This window comes from Bradyrhizobium sp. JR3.5, assembly GCF_054057015.1.
This window is the reverse complement of the sequence record NZ_JBSRYV010000002.1, coordinates 21,673-44,424: the sequence shown is the minus strand read 5'-3', so window position 1 is coordinate 44,424 and position 22,752 is coordinate 21,673. Positions and strand designations below refer to the sequence as shown.

At 64.5% G+C, this 22,752-nt stretch carries 16 protein-coding genes and 4 pseudogenes; 13 read left to right on the top strand and 7 right to left on the bottom strand.

Going from position 1 to position 22,752, the window contains the following annotated elements:
* Window positions 1-256: 256 nt before the first annotated feature.
* Window positions 257-436 (bottom strand): hypothetical protein, encoded by a 180-nt coding sequence (locus ACVWW1_RS16780; RefSeq protein WP_456656726.1) that lies wholly within the window; start codon window positions 434-436, stop codon window positions 257-259.
* On the opposite strand from ACVWW1_RS16780, the gene ACVWW1_RS16775 reads away from it, so the two are divergent.
* Together ACVWW1_RS16775 and ACVWW1_RS16770 are read left to right on the top strand one after the other, a co-directional pair.
* The gene (locus tag ACVWW1_RS16775; RefSeq protein ID WP_456656725.1) at window positions 435-1,460 is read left to right on the top strand and encodes an ABC transporter substrate-binding protein; all 1,026 of its coding nucleotides are present in this window, start codon (window positions 435-437) and stop codon (window positions 1,458-1,460) included. The two genes, ACVWW1_RS16780 and ACVWW1_RS16775, sit on opposite strands and share 2 nt — an antisense overlap.
* A 42-nt stretch (window positions 1,461-1,502) precedes the next feature.
* Window positions 1,503-2,204 (top strand): NUDIX hydrolase, encoded by a 702-nt coding sequence (locus ACVWW1_RS16770; protein WP_456656724.1) that lies wholly within the window; start codon window positions 1,503-1,505, stop codon window positions 2,202-2,204.
* A 97-nt stretch (window positions 2,205-2,301) separates the two neighbouring features.
* Here the strand turns inward: ACVWW1_RS16770 and ACVWW1_RS16765 are convergent.
* Window positions 2,302-2,769, bottom strand: a pseudogene (locus ACVWW1_RS16765) (RidA family protein).
* A gap of 322 nt (window positions 2,770-3,091) precedes the next feature.
* Here ACVWW1_RS16765 and ACVWW1_RS16760 point away from each other — a divergent pair.
* The 6 genes and pseudogenes from ACVWW1_RS16760 to ACVWW1_RS16735 all read left to right on the top strand — a co-directional run bounded on the left by ACVWW1_RS16760 (window position 3,092) and on the right by ACVWW1_RS16735 (window position 9,119).
* Window positions 3,092-4,402 carry an ABC transporter substrate-binding protein gene (locus tag ACVWW1_RS16760; RefSeq protein ID WP_456656723.1) on the top strand — a complete coding sequence of 437 codons (1,311 nt, stop codon included), beginning with the start codon at window positions 3,092-3,094 and terminating at the stop codon, window positions 4,400-4,402.
* 241 nt (window positions 4,403-4,643) lie between these two features.
* Entirely contained in the window at window positions 4,644-5,417 is a 774-nt protein-coding gene (locus ACVWW1_RS16755; protein ID WP_173637918.1) for an ABC transporter ATP-binding protein, read from the top strand.
* A gap of 5 nt (window positions 5,418-5,422) precedes the next feature.
* Window positions 5,423-6,129, top strand: a pseudogene (locus tag ACVWW1_RS16750) (ABC transporter ATP-binding protein).
* Window positions 6,130-6,322: 193 nt separating this feature from the next.
* Window positions 6,323-7,205 (top strand): annotated as a pseudogene (locus tag ACVWW1_RS16745) (branched-chain amino acid ABC transporter permease).
* Window positions 7,202-8,212 carry a branched-chain amino acid ABC transporter permease gene (locus ACVWW1_RS16740; protein WP_092115807.1) on the top strand — a complete coding sequence of 337 codons (1,011 nt, stop codon included), beginning with the start codon at window positions 7,202-7,204 and terminating at the stop codon, window positions 8,210-8,212. The pseudogene ACVWW1_RS16745 and the gene ACVWW1_RS16740 overlap by 4 nt, the downstream one beginning before the upstream one ends.
* Window positions 8,178-9,119, top strand: coding sequence for a polyphosphate kinase 2 family protein (locus ACVWW1_RS16735; RefSeq protein ID WP_456656722.1), 942 nt, complete (start codon window positions 8,178-8,180; stop codon window positions 9,117-9,119). Before ACVWW1_RS16740 ends, ACVWW1_RS16735 begins: the two co-directional genes overlap by 35 nt.
* Window positions 9,120-9,356: 237 nt before the next feature.
* Here the strand turns inward: ACVWW1_RS16735 and ACVWW1_RS16730 are convergent, their stop codons facing one another.
* Complete coding sequence (locus tag ACVWW1_RS16730) at window positions 9,357-11,564, bottom strand: spermidine synthase (protein WP_456656721.1); 2,208 nt, start codon at window positions 11,562-11,564, stop codon at window positions 9,357-9,359.
* A gap of 360 nt (window positions 11,565-11,924) precedes the next feature.
* Entirely contained in the window at window positions 11,925-12,350 is a 426-nt protein-coding gene (locus tag ACVWW1_RS16725; RefSeq protein WP_456656720.1) for a nuclear transport factor 2 family protein, read from the bottom strand.
* 125 nt (window positions 12,351-12,475) lie between these two features.
* Here ACVWW1_RS16725 and ACVWW1_RS16720 point away from each other — a divergent pair, with 125 nt between their 5' ends.
* Both ACVWW1_RS16720 and ACVWW1_RS16715 read left to right on the top strand, forming a co-directional pair.
* Window positions 12,476-13,045, top strand: coding sequence for a bifunctional transcriptional activator/DNA repair enzyme AdaA (locus ACVWW1_RS16720; RefSeq protein ID WP_456656719.1), 570 nt, complete (start codon window positions 12,476-12,478; stop codon window positions 13,043-13,045).
* 406 nt (window positions 13,046-13,451) lie between these two features.
* Window positions 13,452-15,014, top strand: coding sequence for a 2-isopropylmalate synthase (locus tag ACVWW1_RS16715; protein ID WP_207831638.1), 1,563 nt, complete (start codon window positions 13,452-13,454; stop codon window positions 15,012-15,014).
* An 89-nt stretch (window positions 15,015-15,103) separates the two neighbouring features.
* On the opposite strand, the gene ACVWW1_RS16710 is transcribed toward ACVWW1_RS16715, so the two are convergent.
* Window positions 15,104-16,384, bottom strand: coding sequence for an FAD-binding oxidoreductase (locus tag ACVWW1_RS16710; protein WP_456656718.1), 1,281 nt, complete (start codon window positions 16,382-16,384; stop codon window positions 15,104-15,106).
* Window positions 16,385-16,796: 412 nt separating this feature from the next.
* Between ACVWW1_RS16710 and ACVWW1_RS16705 the strand changes: the two genes are divergently transcribed.
* Window positions 16,797-17,789, top strand: a complete 993-nt coding sequence (locus ACVWW1_RS16705; protein WP_456656717.1) for a LysR substrate-binding domain-containing protein — start codon at window positions 16,797-16,799, stop codon at window positions 17,787-17,789.
* A gap of 58 nt (window positions 17,790-17,847) precedes the next feature.
* Here the strand turns inward: ACVWW1_RS16705 and mobA are convergent, their stop codons facing one another.
* Both mobA and ACVWW1_RS16695 read right to left on the bottom strand, forming a co-directional pair.
* Entirely contained in the window at window positions 17,848-18,480 is a 633-nt protein-coding gene (gene mobA / locus ACVWW1_RS16700; RefSeq protein ID WP_456656716.1) for a molybdenum cofactor guanylyltransferase MobA, read from the bottom strand.
* On the bottom strand, window positions 18,473-19,357 hold the full coding sequence (locus tag ACVWW1_RS16695) for a formate dehydrogenase accessory sulfurtransferase FdhD (RefSeq protein WP_207831630.1): 885 nt from the start codon (window positions 19,355-19,357) through the stop codon (window positions 18,473-18,475). The genes mobA and ACVWW1_RS16695 overlap by 8 nt, the downstream gene beginning before the upstream one ends.
* Before the next feature lie 195 nt (window positions 19,358-19,552).
* Here ACVWW1_RS16695 and ACVWW1_RS16690 point away from each other — a divergent pair, with 195 nt between their 5' ends.
* Both ACVWW1_RS16690 and ACVWW1_RS16685 read left to right on the top strand, forming a co-directional pair.
* Window positions 19,553-20,806 carry a molybdopterin molybdotransferase MoeA gene (locus tag ACVWW1_RS16690; protein WP_456656715.1) on the top strand — a complete coding sequence of 418 codons (1,254 nt, stop codon included), beginning with the start codon at window positions 19,553-19,555 and terminating at the stop codon, window positions 20,804-20,806.
* A 208-nt stretch (window positions 20,807-21,014) separates the two neighbouring features.
* Window positions 21,015-22,729 (top strand): annotated as a pseudogene (locus ACVWW1_RS16685) (NAD(P)H-dependent oxidoreductase subunit E).
* The last annotated feature ends 23 nt before the right edge of the window (window positions 22,730-22,752 follow it).

Below are 22,752 nucleotides of genomic sequence, written 5' to 3'. Positions count from 1 at the left end.
TATTATGGGGCGAGCGGACGTGAGGCAAGCGAATTATCTGTCAATGGTCATGTAGTGGAACCTCCGGGTTGCGCGCCGGCCCGAACACGACACGTTGATCGAGCCATGCACTCCGTCATCGTGAGGTGGCCGCTTCTTCAGCGGCCCTCGAAGGATGCACGGCCCGGCTGGTGGCCGTCGACCCTTCGAGACGGCCGCTTCGCGGCCTCCTCAGGGTGACGGTACGCGCCTCGCGATGACGGCTGACGGACCGTCGTCAATCCAGCAGCTTGGTATCGTCAGGCGCCTGCGGCGGCGTCTTGATCGCGATTGCCTTGATGGCGCGGCCGTTCGGCTTGGTGCCGCCATGCGGCGTGCCCTTGGGGATCACGATCAATGCCTTCTCAAGGCAGGCTTGCTCCTCTATCTTGCCGGCCAGTCGAACGGAGGACGTCATGAACAAACTGCTTGGCAAGCTTGCCGGAACGCTGCTGGCGCTGACCCTGTCCACGGGCCTTGCCGCGGCGCAAAGCAAGATCACCATCGCGGTCGGGGGCGGCGCCTGCCTGTGCTATCTGCCCACCGTACTGGCCAAGCAGCTTGGCGAATACGACAAGGCCGGGCTCGCGGTCGAGCTGGTCGATCTCAAGGGCGGCTCGGATGCACTCAGGGCCGTGCTCGGCGGCAGCGCCGACGTCGTCTCCGGCTATTTCGACCACTGCGTCAATCTCGCGGCCAAGAAGCAGGAGCTGCAGGCTTTCGTGGTCTATGACCGCTATCCCGGCCTCGTGCTGGTGGTCTCGCCCAAGCACACCGGCGAGATCAATTCGATCAAGGATCTCGCCGGCAAGAAGGTCGGCGTCAGCGCGCCGGGCTCCTCGACCGACTTCTTCCTGAAATACATGCTGAAGAAGAACGGACTCGATCCCCAAGGCACCGCCGTGATCGGCGTCGGCCTCGGCGCGACCGCGGTCGCGGCGATGGAGCAGGGCCAGATCGACGCTGCCGTGATGCTCGATCCCGCCGTCACCGTTCTGCAGGGCAGCCATTCCGATCTCAAGATCCTGAGCGACACCCGCACCCAGCACGACACGCTTGCGGTGTTCGGCGGCGAATATCCCGGTGGCGCGCTCTATTCGACCGCGGCCTGGGTCAACGGCCACGAGAAGGAGGTGCAGGCGCTGACCAATGCCATCATGGCGACGCTGGCCTGGATCCATTCGCACACCGCCGAAGACATCATGGCCAAGATGCCGGACGAGATCGTCGGAAAGGACAGGGCGCAGTATCTCGCAGCGCTGAAAAACACGATCCCGATGTATTCGGAGACCGGCAAGATGGATCCCAAGGGCGCGGACGCCGTGCTCGCCGTGTTCAGCGAGGGGTCACCCGAAGTGGCGAAGGCCGGCATCGACGTCACCAAGACCTACACCAACAAATATGTCGATCAGGTCAAGAAGACGACCGGAAGCGCGAAGTAGTTTGCGCGGAGATCATGCCGAAATGAGTTTGCGGTGAGTGACATGCCGTCTCCGCTGATTTGTCGCGTCACCGCGCTCGACCTGGCGCTGCAGCGGCGTCCCTGGCCGTTCGCGGACGAGCGGCGCGGCGAGATCGACGCGCATTTCGCCGAGCAGCAGCGGCTCAACCCGAACCTGTGGAACGGCCGCGTTCTGCTCGGGCGCGATCCGGTCTTCGCCGGCGAGCGGCTCAGCACGAGCTATTTCGAGACCGATTTCGCAAGCTTCCTCGCTTGGCGCGACTGGGGTTTTCCGGACAAGGAGATATTCAACGGCTTCGGCATGGGCGCGCTGCTCTCGAGCGACGGCGCCTTCGTGTGTGGGGTGATGGGCGAGCGGACGGCGAACGCCGGACGCATCTATTTCCCCTCCGGCACGCCCGATCTCGACGACATCAGCGTCGACACGGTCGATATCGCCGGCAGCGTGATGCGGGAACTCGAGGAGGAGACCGGTCTTACCGCAGCAGATTGCCGCGCGGATGCCGATTGGCACTGCATCTATACCGGTGTCGCGCTCGCGATGATGCAGATCCTGCGCGTCGACATGCCCGCTGACACGCTACGTGCACGTATCGAATCCAATCTCGCGCGCCAGAAAAATCCCGAACTCGCCGGCATCCATCTGGTGCGCAGCCGCGCCGATCTCAACTCCGCAATGCCGCGCTTCGTCACCGCGTTCATCGAAACGCAGCTGCCGGCGTAGGGCGCGTAGTCATAAGAGTCAGCTTCCGAGGGTGAAGTGGTCGTTGCCTGGATCAGTCGTCATCGACGGCTTGTGACCCGAAACAACGGTTGGCCGATCATTCGGCCACTTCAACGATCATTTCGACCTCCACGGCGTTGTTGAATGGAAGGCCCGCCATTCCAACAGCAGATCGCGCGTGTTTGCCGGCCGCCTCGCCGAGCACCATCAAATCGGAGAAGCCGTTCACGACTTTCGGTTGGTCACCAAAGCCTTCGGCCGAATTGACCATCCCGAAGACCTTGACCACGCGCTTGACGCGATCGAGGCTCCCAAGTGCGACGCGCACTTTTGCCAGCATGATCAGGCCGACCTGACGGGCCGTGTCATAACCTTCCTGCACGGTGAGGTCCTTGCCCACCTTGCCCTAGTACTTCCAGTCGGCAGCCGGAGTGTTTCCTGCGAGGAAGAGCAGATTGCCGACCCGGACCGCATCGACGTAGTTGGCGACCGGTGTCGGCACGGCCGGCAGCGTAATGTTCAACTCCTTCAGCCTGGCCTCGGCGGTAGGTGAATTCTGCGCCACCGTACCCGACGAAGCGGCAATCGATGCTCCCAATCCAAGCACGCACGCACCGAACCACGAGATGAGTCTCGCTCTGCAAAGCACATGAGTCATGTGTCACCTCCACTGACAGCTACTTCGCAGCCCTCAGGATAAGTCAGAAATAGCGAAGTTGCCTTCCGTAGTTCTCCGGTCCGAAAGCTCGTCGGCAACGTTCCGCCGAAACTTTGCGCAAGCCTGCGCCGTGGCGACGCAGCCATCGCGCTTGACATCATCGGCCGCTCCCCCTGTGATAGGGCGGCACGAACAAAAAATGCAGTGCACAATCTCTGGGGAGGGATTTATGCCGGTCAGGAAGGCCGCCCGCTGGCTTGCGGGTCTGTCTGTCGCGCTTGCGGCGCTGGGCGTGGCCGGTGCCGCGCATGCGCAGGACAAGAAGATCAAGATCGGCGTGATCTTCGACTTGACCGGCCCGCTGGCCGGCGGCGGCTCGGAGCTGCAATATACCGGCGTCAAGATCATGCTCGACCATTACGCCAAGATCGGCGTCGAGGGCTACAAGGTCGAGGCCGTCTACGCCGACGCGCAGAGCAAGCCCGACATCGCCATCAACGAGGCCGTCCGCCTGCTCGAGCAGGAAAAGGTCGACATGGTGATGGGCTTCTTCTCCTCGGCGCAATGCGTGCCGGTGGCGGCCCGGGTCGACCAGATGAAGAAGTTCATGTGGATCACGACCTGCATCTCCTCGGGCGTGTTCGACGGCAAGAACTACAAATACGTGTTCCGTCCGCAAGCCGCCGGCAACCAGTACGGCATGATGACGACCGACTTCATCGCGCAATACTCGATGTCCAAGTTCGGCAAGGAGCCGAAGGACCTCCGCGTTGCCATCATCCATGAGGACGGCGCCTATGGCGTCGACGTCGCCAAGGGCAACGAAGCCGGTGCAAAGAAGGCCGGCTTCAACATCGTGCTCAAGGAGGGCTATTCGGCAACCGCGCCCGACCTGTCGGCGCTGGTCACCAAGCTGAAGCGCGCCAAGCCCGACGTGATCTTCCACACCGGTTACAATCCGGACATCACGCTGCTATTCCGTCAGGCGCGCGAGCAGGGGCTGAAGTTCGGCGCCATCGTCGGCCACGGCGCCGGCTATGGCGTCTATGAGAAGCTGAAGGAAGGCCTCGGCGCCGACGCCAACTATCTCTTCAACACCGACCCGATCTCGATCTGGCTCGCCAACCAGAACGGCATGGATGCCAAGCTGCCGCCGGTGATCAAGATGGTCGGTGAGGAGTTTGACAAGCTGAAGCCCGGCGTGCCGATCCGCTCCGCCCACGTCGGCATCGGCGCAGCCAACGCCTATGTCTTCCTCGACGACGTGCTGCCGCGCGCGATCAAGAAGTATGGCGGCATCGATCCGGATGCGCTGCGCAAGGCCGCGCTCGACACCGACATTCCCGAGGGCGGCACCATGCTCGGTTACGGCGTGAAGTTCTACGGCGAGGGGGAGCAGTACGCCGGGCAGAACGCGCGCTCGTTCCCGGTGGTGCTGCAATATATCGACGATAAATCCTATGTGGTGTGGCCGAAGAGCCAGATGCAGCGCGAGACCGTGCTGCCGCTGCCGGCCGGCACCACCTACAGCTACAAATAGCCGAGCAAGATGAGATCAGGTCAAACAGCAGCCGCGAAGGAACCGCGCTCCCTCTCCCGCTTGCGGGGGAGGGCTGGGGTGGGGGCTCTCTCCGCGAGTCTCATTGTGGAGAGAGCCCCCACCCGGACCGCATCTTCGATGCGTTCCGACCTCCCCCGCAAGCGGGAGAGGTGCAGCGAGTCTGCGGCCAAGCCGTCTCCACCTGACTTCTTCCTGCTCTAGCGCTCGCGAAAGGGACGCCGTGCTCGCCGTCGAAGGCCTGGTCAAGCGGTTTGGCGGCTTTTGCGCCGTCAACAACGTGTCGTTCCGCGTCGAGCAGGGCGAAATCCTCGGCCTGATCGGGCCGAACGGCTCGGGCAAGAGCACGATCTTCAACATGCTGTCGGGCACGCTGCCGCCGACCGAAGGCTCGATCCTGTTCGACGGCCGCGAGATCGCCGGTCTCGCCCCGCACCGGATCATCGTCGGCGGGATCGGCCGCACCTTCCAGATCCCGCGGCCGTTCCATCGCCTGAGCATCTTCGAGAATGTCGTGCTCGCCGGCTTCTACGGCCAGGGCCGCCACAGCCGCAGCAAGGCCGAGGAGGCAGCCGAACGCGCGCTGGCGATGGTCGGCCTGCCGACCGATCGGCATAGCAGCGTCGAAGGCCTGGGCGCGGCCGGGTTGAAGAAGCTCGAACTCGCCAAGGCGCTCGCCACCGGACCGAAATTGTTGCTGGCCGATGAAAGCCTCGGCGGTCTCGACGAGACCGAGATGGACCAGGCCGCCGACATGCTGCGCCGAATCCGCGACGAGCTCGGCATCACCATCATCTGGGTCGAGCACATCATGGGTGTCTTGATGCGGGTGGTCGATCGCGTGATGGTGCTGGATCACGGCGAGAAGATCGCCGAAGGCCTGCCGGCGGACGTCGCGGGCGATGCCAGGGTGATCGAGGTCTATCTCGGCACCGACGCGGATGCGAGCCTGGCTGCCGCCGTCGCCGAGCAGGCGCGCCGCCGGATCGGGGCGTGACCGGCATGCTGGAGCTCCGATCGATCGACGCGGGCTATGGTAGCTTCCAAGCGCTGTTCGACGTCAGCCTCGACGTCAAGGCGGGCGAGGCGGTCGGCGTGATCGGGCCTAACGGCGCCGGCAAGACGACCCTCATGCGCGTGATCTCCGGCCTGATCCGCCCGAGTAACGGCAAGATATCGATGGAGGGTGCCGACGTCGTCAGGACGCCGGCGCATCGAATCGTCAGCCTCGGGATTGCGCATGTGCCGGAAAACCGCCGGTTGTTTCCGCGGCTCACCGTGGCAGACAATCTGAAGATGGGCGCCTACATGCCCGGCGCCCGCGCGCATTACGCCGAGCGGCTCGACTTCGTGTTCGAGCTGTTCCCGCGCATGAAGGAGCGTCGCCACCAGATGGCCGGCACCATGTCGGGCGGCGAGCAGCAGATGTGCGCGATCGGCCGGGCGCTGATGTCGAACCCGAAACTGCTGCTGCTCGATGAGCCCTCGGCCGGGCTTGCGCCGGGATCGTCGTGCAGCAGGTGTTCGAGCTGGTCAAGCGCATCCGCGCCAGCGGGCTGACCGTGCTGATCGTCGAGCAGAACGTGCAGCAGGTGCTGCGTGTGGTCGACCGCGCCTATCTGCTGGAAGCCGGCAGCATCCGCGCCGCCGGCACGGCAGCGGAGCTCGCGGCCAGCGACACCATCAAGCAGGCGTATCTGGGAGTGTAGAACATGATGAAGGTAGATCGAGCTCGTGCGGCATCAACGGCTCACCTCTCCCCTCGTGGGAGAGGTCGGATCGCATCGATAGATGCGATCCGGGTGAGGGGTTGCGTCCTCTCATGGCACCCGAGACCCCTCACCCGCGCCTTCGGCGCGACCTCTCCCCGGAGGGGAGAGGTGAAGGACGGCGGCTAGCAGCATGCAATCCTTCCTCGACATTTTCGACATCTACCTGCTGGAGGCCGTGATCAACGGCATCCTGCTCGGCGGCGTGCTGGCGCTCCTGGCGCTCGGGCTCAACCTGGATCTTCGGCGTCATCGACGTCACCTGGATCTGCTACGCCGAGCTCGTGATGATCGGCATGTACGGCATGTACTATCTCGTGCAGGTGTTTCATTTGCCGTACTGGGCCGCCGCGCCGCTCGTCATCCTCCTGGTAGCGCTGCTCGGCGCCGCGCTGCATTTCCTCGTCATCGCGCCGCTCTTGACCGCGCCGCCGATCAACCAGCTGCTCGCCACCGGCGGCGTGCTGTTCATCCTGCAGAGCTTCGCCACCGTCGCCTTCGGCATCGACTTCCGCAATCTCGGTATCCGCCTCCCGGTGCTGGCGCTCGGCGAGATGAATTTCAGCTACGCGCGACTGTTGTCGTTCGGCGCGGCGCTGGTCGGAATGATCGGCGTCTATCTGTTCCTGACCCGGACCTTCACCGGCACCGCGATCCGCGCCATCGCGCAGGACCGCCAGATCATGCCGCTGATGGGCGTCGATCCCAGGCGCATCTACCTCGTCACCTCGGCGATCGGCGGCGGGCTCGCCGGTCTCGCCGCCTGCCTCCTGGTGCTGCAATATGACGTGCATCCGTTCGTCGGGCTGTCGTTCGGGCCGATCACCTTCCTGATCTGCGTGCTCGGCGGTCTCGGCAATTTCATCGGCGGCTTCGTCGCGGCCTTCGTGTTTGCCGAGATCATCTCGCTCGGCGGCCTGTTCTCCGATCTCGAATGGGGCTACGTGCTGGCGTTCGCCTTCTTCATCGTCATGATGTTCATCCGGCCCGCGGGCCTCCTGGCGAGGCGCTCGTGAACAGAGGGCTCGCCGGCTGGATCATCGCGCTGCTCGCGCTCGTCGCGCTGCCCTTCGTGCACCGCGACCCCTATCATCTGCACGTGTTGGTGCTGATCCTGATCTGGTCGTTCGCCTACACCTCGTGGTCGATCATGGGCCGCTTCGGCCTGGTCTCGCTCGGCCATGGCGGCTTCATGGGTATCGGCGCCTATGTCACCGCGCTGCTCTGGAATCACCTCGGCGTCTCGCCCTGGATCGGGATTCCCCTGAGCATGGCGACAGCCGGTGTGCTCGCGCTCGTCGTCGCCTATCCTTGCTTCCGCTTTCGCATCACCGGGCACTATTTCGTGCTGGTGACCCTGGCGCTGTCCGGCATCGTGCTTCAGGTCATCACCGCGACCCGCGACTATACCGGCGGCTCGCTCGGCTACACGCCGCAGCGCGCGCCGAGCGGCAAGGGGCTGTTCGCACTGCAATTCGACGACAAGATCACTTGGTATCTGATTGCGCTCGCAGTCTGGGTCGCAGGTCTCGTGATCTGGCGCGCGATCGACCGCAGCATGATCCGCCACGCCATGGAGGCGATCTCGGAGGATGAGGATGCGGCGGCCGCCGCCGGCGTCAACGTCACCGCCGAGAAGCTCAAGATCACCCTGATCAGCGCGCTGATGACCGCGCTGTCCGGTGCGCTCTATTGCCAGTACCAGATGTTCATCTCGCCGGACACCGTGAGCGGCATCGCGGTCTCCCTGCAGATGGTGTTCGCCGCGATCGTCGGCGGCGTCTATGTGGCGCTGGGACCGACCGTCGGCGCCATCATCACCATCGTGCTGGCCGAGGTGCTGCGCATTTCGTTCGGCACCAAGGCGGTCGGCTGGGACAACCTGGTCTATGGCGTGCTGCTGGTGCTCTTCATCATCTTCCTGCCCAAGGGCATTCTTGGTAGCGTGATCGACCGGATCAAATCGCCCCGCAAGCCGTCGAGAGGCCATGAGCAACAAACCGTCCCCATCGCTCGCCGATGAACTGAAGCCCTTCGTCGCGCCGTTCCGCTTCGACGGAGCAGGCGAATTCCACCTGAAATCGTATCCGACCGCCGAGAAAGGCGGCATTGACAAGGACGTCGGCGGCAAGATCATCGAAGCCAACCGCACGCGGCTCAACGACTTCCAGGAGAAGCTCTACGCCCAGGACCGCTGGTCGCTGCTCCTGATCTTCCAGGGCATGGATGCCGCCGGCAAGGACAGTGCGATCAAGAGCGTGTTCGAGGGCGTCAACCCGCAGGGCTGCGAGGTGTCCTCGTTCAAGCAGCCCTCGACCAAGGAACTCGACCACGATTTCATGTGGCGCGCCATGATCGCGCTGCCGGAGCGTGGCCACATCGGTATCTTCAACCGCTCCTACTACGAGGAATGCCTTGTCGTGCGCGTTCATGCCGATGTGCTCGCCAAGCAGAAGCTGCCGAAACGGCTGGTGACCAAGAACATCTGGCGCGAGCGCTTCGAGGACATCTCCGCGATCGAGCGCTATCTGTCCCGCAACGGCACCGTGATCCTGAAATTCTTCCTGCACGTCTCCAAGGAGGAGCAGCGCCGGCGCTTCCTCGACCGGCTCGAGGAGCCGGCCAAGAACTGGAAGTTCTCGATGGCCGACGTCTCCGAGCGCGCGCTGTGGGCCAAATATCAGGCCGCCTATCAAGACATGATCCACCAGACCGCGAGCAAGGAGGCGCCCTGGCACATCGTGCCCGCCGACCACAAATGGTTCGCCCGCGTCGTGATCGGCTCGACCATCGTCAATGCGCTCGACAGGCTCGAGCTGAAATTCCCCGAGGTCGACAAGGCGGACCTGAGCGAATTCAAGCGTGTCCGTGCTGCGCTGGAGGCGGAAGGCAAGGGCGGCGCGGCGGAGAAGAATGTGGCGAAGAAGTAGGGCGGCGTTTTTCTCGCGCTCTGTGGGCGAGGCGCGATTTCGGAATACTGGAAATATGCCCTTGATTTGCCCGACGTGTCAAGTGGCCCGGTCGAGTCCCGGCAGCCGCCGGCTCCTTTGCATGGGGTTGTTTTCGATATTTTGGCCGCGCGCGCCTGCGACGGGAGCTCGATCGCTACCGCAGATATCTGCGGTAGCGAGTACCGTTCTCCGGTCTGCCAGCGCGTCCCTTGCGCGCTAGCCCTTGCGTGACGGCATCCAGGCCGACAAGAGATAGAAGCCGATCGCCACGATCAGGAGATAGCGGAAGCCGAGCAGGGTCGAGCACGATTCGGCGAGGCCGCCGATAACAGATCCCGCGATGTTGGATCCGAACGCCTGATCGGGATTGGCTTCGTCGCGGAACGAGCGGGCGAAGATCACGCCGGCGAAGAACATCGGGCCGAGCGCCAGCGCGCACGGGATCACGTAGCGCCAGACGATGCCGCCGCTCAGGAACGTGTCGAGCGGCACCAGCACCGAGACCGCCAGCAGCGCCAGCAGCCCGGCATAGTGCCGCGCCAGGCGGGTCGACGGCACCTTGATCACATACAAATTGGCGGCGAGGATCAGCAGCAGGGCGGTGAAGAACACCGCAGAGTTGACCAGCCAGGTGCTGCCGAACAACAGCGCCATCTGCACCACTGCCTTTGTCTCGAGCAGCATGAAGGCCGCGCCGAGGAAGAACATCCGGTTGTTGGGTCGCCAGGCGCCCTTCGGCTTGAACAGATAGACGAGGCCAAGCCCAAGCACGCCGAGCAGGATCATCGAGCGAACGGTCAGGTCGGGAATCAGCCTGCCGCTGACATAGAGGAACGGCCAGTCGTCGCTGGTCGATTGCCTGGCGCCTTCATTGTCGACCACCAGTTTCGCCGGCGCCAGCGGCACCCAGTCGCCGTGCTGGGCTGCAGCCTTGTCCTGTCCCTTTTCTTGCGGCTTGTCGAAGCCGTTGACCGCCAGGTTTTCCGGCGGAATGCTGTTCAGCCAGAACTGGCCGCGGTCGCGGAATGCTGTCGAGATGCGCGGATTGCAGCCCGCGATGATCGTGGTGAAGCCGACCGCTTCCGACGAGGTCAGCGTTTCCTTGTAGGGCAGCGGCAGCACCAGCGGATCGCAGCCGAACACCTGCTTGGCCATTTCGGCCACGCGTTGCACGATCCAGCCCTGGCGATAGTAGTTGTACATCACGAAGACGCCGTCCTGCTTCAGCACGCGGCGGACGTCCTGGAACGCCTGTTCGGTGAACAGATAGCTTTCGAGGCGAATGTTGGCGTAGCCGCTGTGCAGGATCAGCGAGTCGACGAGCGCATACACGACCAGATCGTATTTACGTTCGGTGGTGCGCAGGAAATGCCGGCCGTCGTCGAGATGCGGCACCACCCTTGGGTCCTGATAGGGCTTGTCGGGATGGTTGTGGATGCCGATGTTCTGGATCACGGGATCGATCTCGACCGCATCGATGCGCTCGACGCCGAAGCGCAATGCGTGCGCAAGATCGTTGCCGGAGCCGGCGCCGATGATCATGACGTTCTTGAACGGCGCGCCGCCGCTGTGCTGCTGCAGCAGGTGGATGAGCGAATAGGACGAGCCGCGTTCGCTGAACGGCATCATTTCCTGATGGCCGATGCTGTTGACGGTGATCACGCCGTTCGATTTGTTGAGGTCGACGGCGTAATAGGGCGACCAGCGGATGTCATGGCTGTCGGAACGATCGGTGTAGAAGGCGGTAAATCCCACCACAATGATGATCGTCGCAAGGCGCAGGATCGACAGCGCCTTGTCCTGGTAGAGCAGGTAGACGATGCCGGCGCAGCTGATGCCGAACCAGACCACCGGCGGCGCCTGCGCGAACGACAGCAGCGAGAACCCGACGATGCCCGCGAGGCTGCCGCCGATATTCAGCGAATAGCCGGCGACGCGGTTGGGATAGGCGTCGAAGGCGCGGCCGAGCGTCTGGCCGAGGCCGACGAACATCAGCGCGATCAGCACGAAGAACAGCCCGGCGATCGCCTCGATCGGCACGACGAACTTGGCGAGATCCGGGTTGCGATACTCGGTGCCGAAAAACACCTCCTGCGGCGAGGCCTGATGGCCGACGTCGACCGCGAACTGGCCCCAGTTGGAATACAGCACCATGATCGTGGCCACGGCAGCGAAGGTCACGAGGGCGAGCCCCGGAAACAGCGCAAGCCAGTTGGTGGTCCGCCGCGCGGCAAGGCAGCCGCAGGACATGCCGAGGAAGGCCGCGAGCAGCACGATATTGGTGAAGAATTGCAGGAACACGACCTTGGCCGAGAACCAGCGGATGCAGGCCAGCTCGAGAAATAGGATCAGGAATCCGACCAGGAAGAGATTGAAGCCGGCTTGGCGCTGATTGGGCCCATCGGCCAGGTTCGTCGTGGGCATGATCCTGATATCTCCTTAACCAACCAAAGGACGCGCCCTAACACCCGGTCGCCGCCGGCACACTAGATGCAACCAGTTGAGCAAAGATTGATTTACCCGGCCGCATACGCGCCACGGCTGTCGCCGGCCGGTGCCGCGCATGCTGTCATGGTGTAGGAAGGGTTTCGCTGCGCTCGTGTTTTGGCCGGGACATCGGCGAGCGGAAGCGACGCCGTACTTCGGACGGCTGAGCCCGGCCATGACGGTGCGGATAGGTTAGTCGATGTCAATCAGGCTGCGCGACCCGCAAGGGGAAGGAAGCCTTCCCCTCGCGAGAAGGCGGGCGAAATCACGCTCGAATCGCGCCGCACGCAGCCGTGGTCACGCCGCAGCCTCTCCGAACACCATCTGCCAGCCCTTGCGCGTATCCATGTATTCCCGAACCTGCTTGATGCGGCCTGCCTCGACCACGAACACGAAGCAGTAGTCGTTGTCGTAGCGCCGGCCGTCCGGCAGCGTCGCGCGCATGCGCTCCTCGACGATCACGCTGTCGCTGTCGGCATGAACGGCGCGGAACGCGATGTCGATCTCGGTGAACAGGCGATGCATCTCGGTCGAGATGAAGCGTGCGATCGCCTCCGCGCCGATCATGTGATCGGTGTGATCGAGCGCGATCGCGGTGGCGTTGCGGGCCGGCGCGATCCATTCGGCATCCGGTGCGAACAATGCGGCGATCAGGTTGGTGTCGCGGGTCCTGAACGTCTGCCAGGCATTGAGGACGGTTTCCTTGACGGTTGGGGTGGTCATTGCGATGTCTCCAGGGGTGATCGATCGGCTCGATCTAGGTCGGCGTGGCGAGGCCTGCTGGCCGGAATCGGACCTCATCACCGCCGGCCACTTTCCCCGATCGCGTGATGCGCTAGTCTGCGGCCATGCTCAGCTTCGAGGTCTGCAACGCTGCGCGGCTGCGGCGCGACGCGCGCTATGACGGCCGTTTCTTCACCGCGGTGAAGACCACGCGGATCTATTGCCGCCCGGTCTGTCCGGTGAAGCACCCGTTGCCACGCAACGTCACCTATTACCCGACGGCCGCCGCGGCCGAGGCGGCGGGCTATCGGCCATGCCTGCGCTGCCGTCCGGAAACCGCGCCGTTCTGTCCGGCGTGGAACGGCACGCGCTCCACGGTTGCGCGCGCGCTGAAGCTGATCGATGGCGGCGCGCTGGAGCGCGGCTCGGTTGCTGCGTTGGCCGACCGGCTCGGCATCACCGCGCGCCACCTCGGACGGCTGTTCGAGCGCCACGTCGGCGCCAGCCCACAGCAAGTCGCGACCACCCGCCGCGTGCAGCGCGCCAAGCGGCTGATCGACACCACCGATGATGCGATGACCGAGATCGCCTTCCGCGCCGGCTTCGGCAGCGTCCGCCGTTTCAACGCCGCCTTCGCCGGTCTCTACGGCCGCTCGCCGTCGAGCCTGCGCGCGTCTTCGCGCGGGCGGAGGTGAGGGGACAGGGACGGGGCCGGACGCGCCGAGCCATGCGGCACGATAGGTCAACCCCGCTGACCATCTTTACCCATTGCGGCGGCTTGCCATAATCGTCTAGAACGACGGCGCATAGCGCGTCCCGGCAACCAACCGTCAAGGGTTTTGACCGAGGATTTCGGCGCTCAACAGGGTCTGGCAATGCTGATTCGCGGCCAAATCGATGGGATTTCGGGGGAGGTGGCGCAGGCTACCGCCACGATCCCGGCCGCGGCGCCCACCCTGCTTATTGGCGGCCTTCTTCTTACCTGCCCCTGAGGGCCGGCTGGGCGTTTGCGCCTGGGCACTCAGGGGTTTGTACGAGATCATCGGACCCTGATATCGCCCAAGCAACATGACGGGCGCAAAGCTTAAAGGAATTTCTCACATGGCCACCGCGAACAAGTCCGAGAAGGACCGCGTCATCATTTTCGACACCACCTTGCGCGACGGCGAGCAGTGCCCCGGCGCCACCATGACCTTCGAGGAGAAGCTCGAGGTCGCCGAGTTGCTGGACGATATGGGCGTCGACGTCATTGAGGCCGGCTTCCCGATCACCTCGGAAGGCGACTTCCAGGCGGTCAGCGAGATCGCCCGCCGCTCCAAGAACGCGGTCATCGCGGGCCTCTCCCGCGCCCATCCGGCCGACATCGATCGCTGCGCCGAAGCCGTCAAGTTCGCCCGCCGCGGCCGCGTCCACACCGTGATCGCGACCTCGCCGCTGCATATGCGCGTGAAGTTGAACAAGACCCCCGAGGAGGTCATCGAGACCTCGGTTGCCATGGTCGCCCGCGCCCGCAACCAGATCGACGACGTCGAATGGTCGGCCGAGGACGGCACCCGCAGCGAGATGGACTATCTGTGCCGGATCGTCGAAGCGGTGATCAAGGCCGGCGCCACCACGGTGAACATCCCCGACACCGTCGGCTACACGGTGCCGGAGGAATACACCCACTTCATGCGGACGCTGATCGAGCGCGTGCCGAACTCCGACAAGGCGATCTTCTCGGTGCACTGCCACAACGACCTCGGCATGGCGGTGGCGAACTCGCTGGCCGGCATCGTCGGCGGCGCGCGGCAGGTCGAGTGCACCGTCAACGGCATCGGCGAGCGCGCCGGCAATGCCGCGCTGGAAGAGATCGTGATGGCGATCAATGTGCGGAACGACAAGTTTCCGTATTGGAACAAGATCGACACTACGCAGCTGACCCGCGCCTCGAAGGTCGTGTCCGCGGCCACCTCGTTCCCGGTGCAGTACAACAAGGCGATCGTCGGCCGCAACGCATTTGCCCATGAGAGCGGCATCCACCAGGACGGCGTACTGAAGGATGCCTCGACCTACGAGATCATGCGGCCCGAGATGGTCGGCCTGAAGCAGTCCTCGCTGGTGCTCGGCAAGCATTCCGGCCGCCACGCCTTCATCCACAAGCTGGAGGAGATGGGCTACAAGCTCGGCGCCAACCAGCTGGAGGATGCCTTTACGCGGATGAAGGCGCTGGCCGACCGCAAGAAGGACATCTACGACGAGGACATCGAGGCGCTGGTCGACCAGGAGATGGCGGCCGCGCACGACCGCATCAAGCTGGCCTCGCTGACCGTGATCGCCGGCACCCATGGCCCGCAGCGCGCGACCATGAAGCTCGACGTCGACGGCCAGATCAAGATCGAGGAAGCCGAGGGCAACGGTCCGGTCGATGCCGTCTTCAACTGCATCAAGCGTCTGGTGCCGCACGAGGCCAAGCTGGAGCTGTACCAAGTCCACGCCGTGACCGAAGGCACCGACGCACAGGCCGAAGTCTCGGTGCGTCTCGCCCATGAAGGCCGTTCGATGACCGCGCGCGCCGCCGATCCGGACACGCTGGTTGCCTCCGCCAAGGCCTATCTCGGCGCGCTGAACAAGATCGTGATGAAGCGCCAGCGCGACGTCCCGGCGACCAAGGTCGCGGGCTGACCGTTCACTCGATCAAAGCATTCGAAAACGCGGCGCCTTGGGCGCCGCGTTTTCATTTGCCAGGCGCGCCGTCACCTTTTGAGTCGGCGTCAAGCGGCCGGCCTGATGTTCTGGTTGACCCGGAACAGATTGGCGGAATCATATTTGCGCTTCACCTCAGCCAGCCGCGCATAGTTGGATCCGTAGGTAGCCTTGAGACGGGCTTCGCCCTCATCATCCATCATGAAATTCGGGTAGGCGCCGCCGAGGTCGAACGGGTGAACCGCCTCCCAATAGGCCTTGGTCCATCGTGTGATTGGCCCTGCCTTTTGCGGATTCGGATCGATTCCGGCGATGATCATCGACCAGGTCGCGTCGCGACAATTCCACGCGGTCTCGCCGCCGCCGACGCGATGGACGGCGCCGTCGATCGGGTAGAGATGCATGAGCGACAATTCGCTCGGGGTCTTTGCGGCCTGCTCAAGATGGGCGTCGATCGCGGCGTCCGGCAACGTCTTGACGAAATCGCCACGCCAATACCACTGCATGCCCTTGGGGTAGAGCCCGTCAAACATGCTCTGCACGGCAGGATAGGGCATCGTCCCCATCCAGTTGAACCATGGCGTCGGCAAGGCATCGAGCAGCGGTGCCAGCGCTCCTCTGCCGCCGTCCTCGGCGCCGTCGTAGCAGCACATCAACAGGCAGATGCGCTTTCCCCAATGCTCTTGCGGAAATGGCGGACCTGACGGGATTGTCTTGAGTCCGAGGAAGACGCTGAGCTCCTCCGGCGCGGTCGGCAGGAAGTCGCGATAATGCTGCATGATCGTGCGCGCATGCTGCTGATCCCAGGCGATCGGTCCGGCAAACACGGCATTGACCGGATGGAGCCTGAACAGGAAGGACGTGACGATGCCGAAATTGCCCCCGCCGCCGCGCAGCGCCCAGAGCAGGTCGGCGTTCTCGTCCTTGCTGGCGACGGCAAAGCTGCCGTCGGCGAGCACGACGTCGGCTTCGAGCAGATTATCGATCGTGAGGCCATGTTTGCGGGTGAGATAGCCATGGCCGCCGCTCAATGTCAGGCCTGCGATCCCGGTGGTCGAGATGATACCCGCCGGGACGGCGAGGCCGAACACATGGGTGGCATGGTCGACATCGCCCTGGGTACATCCCGCGCCGACCCGCGCCGTGCGGGCAACCGGATCGACGCGCACGCCCTTCATGGCAGACAGGTCGATGACCAGTCCGTCATCCACGCTGCCGAGACCGGGTCCATTATGACCGCCACCGCGAATTGCGATGCGCAGGTCGTTCTCGCGGCCGAACTTCACCGCGGCGATGACGTCGGCGACATCGACACATCGTGCGATGAGCGAGGGCCGCTTGTCGATCATGCCGTTAAAGAGTGCACGAGCTTCGTCGTAATCGGTTTCGAATCGCCGCGCGCGATGACCACGCCGCGCAAATTTTCACGTAGTTCAATTTTGACTTCGTCACGCATGATGCTCTCCTGATCCAAGGAATCAGCAGGGCAGCCCGATGGGCGTACTGCGTCCGTGTCGGAACAGGGCCCTGTCAATTGCTGACGCTAGTCGGGGCACCCGAGGGCTGCACTGTACCAGATATTGGCGGTAGCTGCGTCATCTGATGCTGAAGAGAATGGTTTTCGATTGGAATAAAGTTTGCCCTTGAAGGGCTTTGTTGGAATCTATTCCCAACAATCCGACTGTCTCCGGATCGGTTTGGGATTTTTTGCGCGGCCGCCCGCGCTAGCCTGTCAGCGTCCCTCCCGCAAGGACGCCGCCCATGCCGCTCGCCTCCATCATCGACGTCGACATCCCGCGCGCCGCCACACCCGCGGAAACCGCGCTGACGCGCCGTGTGGACCTCACCACGCTTCGCCTGTTCGTCGCCGTCTGCGACGAGCAGAACCTCACCCGCGCCGCGCAGCGCGAGGGGATTGCGGCCTCCGCGGTGTCGAAACGGATGAACGATTTCGAGCTGGCGTTCGGCGTCACGCTGTTTAAGCGGCTCGCCAAGGGCATGGCGCTGACGCCGGCCGGCGAGGCGCTGCTGCATCACGCCCGGGTCACGCTGCTCAATGTCGAGAAGATCGCGGTCGAGCTGTCGGAATATTCGCAAGGCGTGCGCGGCCATGTCCGCATGCTCGCCAACCTCTCGGCGATCGTGCAGTATCTGCCCGAGGATCTCTCGGCTTTCTTCGCCGCGCACGAGCTGCTCCGCGTCGATTTGCAGGAGCGCCCGAGCGGGCAGGTTGTGCGCGGCATCGAGGAGGGCGCGGCCGAGCTCGGCATCTGTTCGGCCGAAGCCGACAGCCGCGCGCTCGAGGTCTTCCATTATCGCTACGACAATCTGGTGGTGGTGATGCGGCCGGACCATCCGCTCGCCGGCCGCGAGAAGCTGCTGTTTATCGAGACGCTCGATTTCGACCACATCGGCCTACACACCGCGAGCTCGATCTATCTGCGCTCGCAATATGCGGCGACGCAAGCCGGCAAGACGATGCGGCTGCGCATCAACGTGCCGGGCTTCGATGCGGTCTGCCGCATGGTGCAGGCCAATATGGGCCTCGGCCTGATCCCCGATCGCGCCTTCGCAGTCGTCGGTGCCGGCATGGGCCTGCGTGCGATCCCGCTGCGCGACGATTGGGGGCGGCGCGAGCTGAAGATTGTGGTCCGCGATGCCGCGCACCTGTCCGGAACCGGCCGCCTGATGCTGGACTATCTGCGCGCCGTGGAAACGGATCGGAGAGGGCGGGCCGGCGAACAGCTCGGCTAGCTGCGTGCGTGCTCGCAGCCGGGGATGTTCGTTCCGGACGCAAGCGCAGGCGCGCGTCTCAGCCGCCGTCGAGTGCGGCGAGGCGATCGGCTTCCATGATGTCTTCGACGGTGTTGGCGTTGAAGAACGGATCCAGCGGCCCGGTCGGCCATTCGACCGTCGCCAGCGGATAGCGCGCGGTCCAGCGATCGATCTTGCGCACGTCCTCCTCAACGAGCGCGTGGCGCAATTCGTTCCGCAGACGCACGCTCCACAGACCGATGACCGGATGCGTCTGCCCGCCGGATGAGGCGACCGCGAGTTCGGCATTCTCTGCCGCGCGCGCCTGCTCCAGGCGTGCGACAAGATCACGCGGAAGAAACGGACAGTCGCCCGCCGCGCTCAGCACCCATTTCGCATCCGGCCGGTTGGCCGCGGTCCAATCGAGCGCGGCCAGGATGCCGGCGAGGGGACCCGGATAATCGGCGACATCGTCGGCGACGATGGGAAGGCCGAAGGCGGCGAAGCGCGCGGGGTCGCCGTTGGCGTTGACGATCAGCCCGCTGCATTGCGGGGCGAGACGGTCGATCACCCGCTGCAGAATGGTCCGGCCGGCGATCTTGCGCATCGGCTTGTCGCCGCCGCCCATCCGCCGCGCGAGGCCGCCGGCCAGCAGCACGCCCGGGATGTCAGTCCCCGGGATATCAGCCATTGTCGGCCTCGCCCTTGCGCTTGTGCCGCATCGATTCCTCTTCGACATAGTCGAGGTTCTGGTCGTAGACGATCCTCCCCTCACCCGACAGCGCGATGAAGCGCTTGCCGCGCGCGCGCCCGACCAGCGTCAATCCGACCTGCCGCGCCAGATCGACACCCCACGCCGTGAATCCGGAGCGGGAGACCAGGATCGGGATGCCCATCCGCACCGTCTTGATCACCATCTCGGAGGTCAGCCGCCCGGTGGTGTAGAGGATCTTGTCTGCCGGATCGACATTGTGGCGATAGATCCAGCCCGCGATCTTGTCGACGGCGTTGTGCCGGCCGACATCCTCGGTGTAGCAGACCGGGGTGCTCTCCTTGCACAGCACGCAGCCGTGAATGGCGCCCGCTTCCAGATAGAGCGACGGCATCGTGTTGATGGTGTGGGTCATCTGGTAGAGCCAGGAGGTCCGCAGTTCGGCCTTCGGCAGCGCGACCTTCTCGACGGCTTCGAGCAGGTCGCCGAACGCTGTCCCCTGCGCGCAGCCCGAGGTCTGCGTCCGCTTCTTCAGCTTCGCTTCGAAATTGGTGTGGTGCTCGGTGCGGACCACCACCACCTGGAGGTCGTCGTCATATTCGACCTCGGTGACGACGTCGTCGTATTTGAGCATGTTCTGGTTCAGGAGGTAGCCGAGCGCGAGGTATTCGGGATAGTCGTTGATCGTCATCATCGTGACGATCTCCTGTGCGTTGAGGTACAGCGTCAGCGGCCGCTCGACCGGCACCTTGATCTCGGTCGGCGCGCCGGTCTGATCGATGCCGATGACGCGCTCGGTCAGTCGCGGGTCGTCCGGGTCTGGAACAATAACGGGAGCGGTGGTCTTCTCGGTCACAGGTCGGCGTCCCAATGGGTTCACATGGCAACGAAGCTGGGGATATAAGCACGATCGGAGACTGACTGGCCACTCTCCGCCGCTTCGCCGGAACTGCCAAGGATTCGTCAAGGATGGTCCGGCCTTGAGGATAACGCCGCAGTTCGCGATGTGGGTCGAACAAATCTTGTCGATGGCCGAGGACTGAGGGACATCATGGCGCAGCTTTCCGACGACTGCTTCGCTTTCGGCGGACCGATGATGTCGGTCGACGAGGCCGTCGCGATCATCGCCTCGCGCGTCAAGCCTGTCGGCGAGACGGAAGCCGTCGCTCTGGTGGACGCCGACGGACGCATCCTTAGCCACGACGTCGCCGCGCCGCTGCCGCTGCCGCCTTTCATGAATTCCGCCGTCGACGGCTACGCAATCTCCGGTGCGGACCTGCCGGCGAGCGGTGAGCGCGCGTTTCCCGTCGCCGGGCGCGTGCAGGCGGGAGCGCCGGCAGCGCCCGCACGGCCCGGCCAGGCGGTGCGGATCTTCACCGGTGCGCCGATGCCCGACGGCACCGACACCGTGTTCATGCAGGAAGACGTGCGGATCGACGATGCGGGCAGCGTCATCCTGCCGTCGGGCCTGAAGGCCGGCGCCAATGTGCGTCCTGCCGGCGAAGACATTCCACGCGGCCATGTCGCACTGGCGGCGGGTCGGCGGCTGCGGCCGCAGGACATCGCCGTCGCCGCGGCCTTCGGGCTCACCACGCTCGACGTGGTGCGACGCCTGCGTGTCGGGGTGTTCTCCACCGGCGACGAACTGGCCGCGCCGGGCAGCCCGCGCGCCGAAGCGCAATTGTTCGATTCCAATCGCTTCATGCTGATCGCGATGTTGCGGCGGCTCGGTTGCGAGGTCGGCGATCTCGGCATCCTGCGCGACGAACGGGCCGGGCTCGCCAATGCGCTCAAGCAGGCTGCACGACGCTACGACCTGATCCTGACCACTGGCGGCGTCTCGACCGGCGAAGAGGACCACGTCAAGGCCGGCATCGAGCAGGCGGGCTCGCTGGTGCTGTGGCGGATGGCGATCAAACCGGGCCGCCCGGTGGCGATGGGAATCATCGACGGCACGCCGCTGATCGGCCTGCCCGGCAATCCGGTGGCGGGCTTCGTCACCTTCGTTCACGTGGTGCGGCCGACCGTGCTGGCGCTGTCGGGAGCAACCCTGTCTCCGTTGTTGCCGATGCCGGTCCGTGCCGCGTTCAGCTACAAAAAGAAGAGCGGCCGCCGCGAATATGTCCGCGCCTCGCTGCGCCGGGCGGCGGACGGCTCGCTGGAGGCGACCAAGTTTCCCCGCGAAGGGGCCGGCCTGTTGTCGTCGCTGATCGAGACGGATGGGCTGATCGAGCTCGGCGAGTCCATCGTGCGGGTCGAGCCGGGCGATACGGTCGGCTTTCTCGGCTACGCCGACCTGCTCTGATGCCGCAGACGTGGTCGAGATCGCGCGAGCCGGCCGCTTGCGCGATTGGGAATTCAGATCGACCGATAGGCAAACAGTAACAATGGGCTGCGCGGCAACCCGACGCTGCTAGAGGCGTTCCTAAATGTGCTTGCCTGTGGCATGCCAGAGAATAGAGTTGGTTGAAGCGGCGCAACTTGCGCAAAGCCGGGTTCCAAGGCGAGGTTTCATGAGTGGAGACGACGTTCACAAGGTCCGCGCGTTCGAGCATCCCGGAGCAGGCAGGAAGCGGGCGAAAGCCACGCCCAAGGGACGCCAGGTCGACCCTGCGGCCGCTCATGAGATCGAGGCGCTGCTCGCGGACCGGCCGAGGCGTCGCGACCTGCTGATCGAATACCTCCATCTGATCCAGGACAAATACCATCAGATTTCGGCGGCGCATCTTGCGGCGCTCGCCGACGAGATGAGGCTGTCATTCGCCGAAGTGTTCGAGACCGCGACCTTCTATGCGCATTTCGACATCGTGAAGGAAGGCGAGCCTGATATCGCGCCGCTCACCGTGCGTGTCTGCGATTCGCTGACCTGCGCGATGCTCGGCGGCGAGAAGCTCCTGAAGGATCTCCAGAGCCGCGCCGGCCCCGGCATCCGCGTCGTGCGGGCACCGTGCGTCGGCCGATGCGACACCGCACCCGCCGCCGAGGTCGGCCACAACTTCGTCGATCATGCGACCGTCAGCGACGTGCTCGCTGCGGCGAAGAGCGGCGACACGCATGTGCATCTCCCCCCTTACATCGATTACGACGCCTATGTCGACGACGGCGGATACCGGCTGCTGGCGCGCCTGCGCTCAGGCGAGTTGCCGCGGGAAGACCTGTTGAAGGCGCTCGACGATGCGTCGCTGCGCGGTCTCGGCGGTGCCGGTTTCCCGACCGGCCGCAAGTGGCGCGCCGTGCTCGGCGAGCCCGGTCCGCGGCTTATGGCGGTGAACGGCGACGAAGGCGAGCCCGGCACGTTCAAGGACCGCTACTATCTCGAGACCGATCCGCATCGTTTCCTCGAGGGCATGCTGATCGGCGCCCACGTGGTCGAGGCGCCCGAAGTCTACATCTACATCCGCGACGAGTACCCGGCCTGCCGCGAGATCCTTGCGCGCGAGATCGCAAAACTTCCGCCCGGCGGTCCGACGCTGCATCTGCGGCGTGGCGCCGGCGCCTATATCTGCGGCGAGGAATCCTCGCTGCTGGAATCGATCGAGGGCAAGCGCGGCCTGCCACGGCACAAGCCACCATATCCGTTCCAGGTCGGGCTGTTCGGCCTGCCGACGCTGATCAACAACATCGAGACGTTGTGGTGGGTTCGCGACATCGTCGAGAAGGGCGCCGACTGGTGGAAGAGCCACGGCCGCAACGAGCGCCACGGCCTGCGCAGCTTCTCGGTGTCGGGACGCGTCAAGAATCCGGGCGTCAAGCTCGCACCGGCCGGCATCACCGTGCGCGAACTGATCGACGAGTACTGCGGCGGCATGGCCGACGGCCATACGCTGCAGGCCTATCTGCCGGGCGGCGCATCCGGCGGCATCCTGCCGGCCGCGATGGACGACATCCCGCTCGATTTCGGCACGCTGGAGAAATACGGCTCTGCTTCATCGGCTCCGCCGCGGTCGTCGTGCTCTCGCAGGCCGATGACGTCAGGGAGGCCGCGCTGAACCTGATGAAGTTCTTCGAGGATGAAAGCTGCGGGCAATGCACGCCCTGCCGCGCCGGAACCGAGAAGGCGGCACTCTTGATGCAGCAACCGGTCTGGAACAAGGACCTGCTCGACCAATTGGGCCAGGCGATGCGCGACGCGTCGATCTGCGGGCTCGGTCAGGCGGCCTCCAATCCGCTGACTTCCGTGATCAAGTATTTTCCGGACGGGTTTCGTCCGCAGCAAGCCGCCGAGTAGGTGGATCAAGCAGGCGAATTCGA

What these genes read in the sequence shown, in the direction of transcription:
- ACVWW1_RS16775 (WP_456656725.1), top strand. Translation starts at nt 435, where the DNA reads ATGAACAAACTGCTTGGCAAGCTTGCCGGAACGCTGCTGGCGCTGACC.
- ACVWW1_RS16780 (WP_456656726.1), bottom strand. Translation starts at nt 436, where the DNA reads ATGACGTCCTCCGTTCGACTGGCCGGCAAGATAGAGGAGCAAGCCTGC.
- ACVWW1_RS16770 (WP_456656724.1), top strand. Translation starts at nt 1,503, where the DNA reads ATGCCGTCTCCGCTGATTTGTCGCGTCACCGCGCTCGACCTGGCGCTG.
- ACVWW1_RS16760 (WP_456656723.1), top strand. Translation starts at nt 3,092, where the DNA reads ATGCCGGTCAGGAAGGCCGCCCGCTGGCTTGCGGGTCTGTCTGTCGCG.
- ACVWW1_RS16735 (WP_456656722.1), top strand. Translation starts at nt 8,178, where the DNA reads ATGAGCAACAAACCGTCCCCATCGCTCGCCGATGAACTGAAGCCCTTC.
- ACVWW1_RS16730 (WP_456656721.1), bottom strand. Translation starts at nt 11,564, where the DNA reads ATGCCCACGACGAACCTGGCCGATGGGCCCAATCAGCGCCAAGCCGGC.
- ACVWW1_RS16725 (WP_456656720.1), bottom strand. Translation starts at nt 12,350, where the DNA reads ATGACCACCCCAACCGTCAAGGAAACCGTCCTCAATGCCTGGCAGACG.
- ACVWW1_RS16720 (WP_456656719.1), top strand. Translation starts at nt 12,476, where the DNA reads ATGCTCAGCTTCGAGGTCTGCAACGCTGCGCGGCTGCGGCGCGACGCG.
- ACVWW1_RS16715 (WP_207831638.1), top strand. Translation starts at nt 13,452, where the DNA reads ATGGCCACCGCGAACAAGTCCGAGAAGGACCGCGTCATCATTTTCGAC.
- ACVWW1_RS16710 (WP_456656718.1), bottom strand. Translation starts at nt 16,384, where the DNA reads ATGATCGACAAGCGGCCCTCGCTCATCGCACGATGTGTCGATGTCGCC.
- ACVWW1_RS16705 (WP_456656717.1), top strand. Translation starts at nt 16,797, where the DNA reads ATGCCGCTCGCCTCCATCATCGACGTCGACATCCCGCGCGCCGCCACA.
- mobA (WP_456656716.1), bottom strand. Translation starts at nt 18,480, where the DNA reads ATGGCTGATATCCCGGGGACTGACATCCCGGGCGTGCTGCTGGCCGGC.
- ACVWW1_RS16690 (WP_456656715.1), top strand. Translation starts at nt 19,553, where the DNA reads ATGGCGCAGCTTTCCGACGACTGCTTCGCTTTCGGCGGACCGATGATG.